1 protein-coding gene is annotated in these 619 nt (G+C 66.1%); it reads right to left on the reverse strand.

Annotated features, from left to right (window positions below):
- Window positions 1-29: 29 nt before the first annotated feature.
- Window positions 30-619 (reverse strand): TIGR03747 family integrating conjugative element membrane protein (locus ACR6JA_RS22480; RefSeq protein WP_494599650.1); only part of this gene is annotated, 590 nt, incomplete at its 5' end.

A 619-nucleotide genomic window follows, 5' to 3' on the forward strand; every position in this document is an offset into this window, starting at 1 on the left:
CGTTTATCTGACCTGGCGCAGGGCTGCAGCTACAGGTACTTCTTGAACGTTGCCGCCGCAATGCACACCGCCACGCCGAGCAATGCGGCGCTGGGCAGCAGGATCAGCAACGGGTTCACGCTGACCGGCAGTGCCAGGTAAGTCACCCACGGCAGTACGGCCAGCGGGATCAGGCTGGCCCTGGCGCGGTGATAGATGAACCCCGACTCGCGTCCCGCGCCGAAGCGGCGGATGTCCCGGCGCACCAGGCCGTCCACCAGCCCGACGAAGGCGGCCATCAGGAACAGTGGCAGGGTCAGGCACAGCACCAGCAGCCGCACGAGAAAGACCAGCGTCGTGTAGGCCGCCGCGATCAGGTAGCTCTCCACGTTCACGTAGACCAAGCCGATGTAGTAGCGGAAATCCTTGGTCGGGCGATGGCTGCCGGCGCTGGCCTGCGTCGAGGCGTCGCGTATCCAGTCCAGCAGACCGCTTTTCACGAACAGCCAGTCGTAGCCCTGCTCGACCAGCCGGTGCGCCGTGCGCCCCGGCTCCTGCACGAGTGCGCTGCGCGTGAAATGCGTGGAGAGCTGATCCAGCTCATAGTGCAGCATGCCCTGCGCGTGGCGCCAGCCCTGAT

The sequence above is a fragment of the Cedecea sp. B1(4) genome (assembly GCF_059414925.1).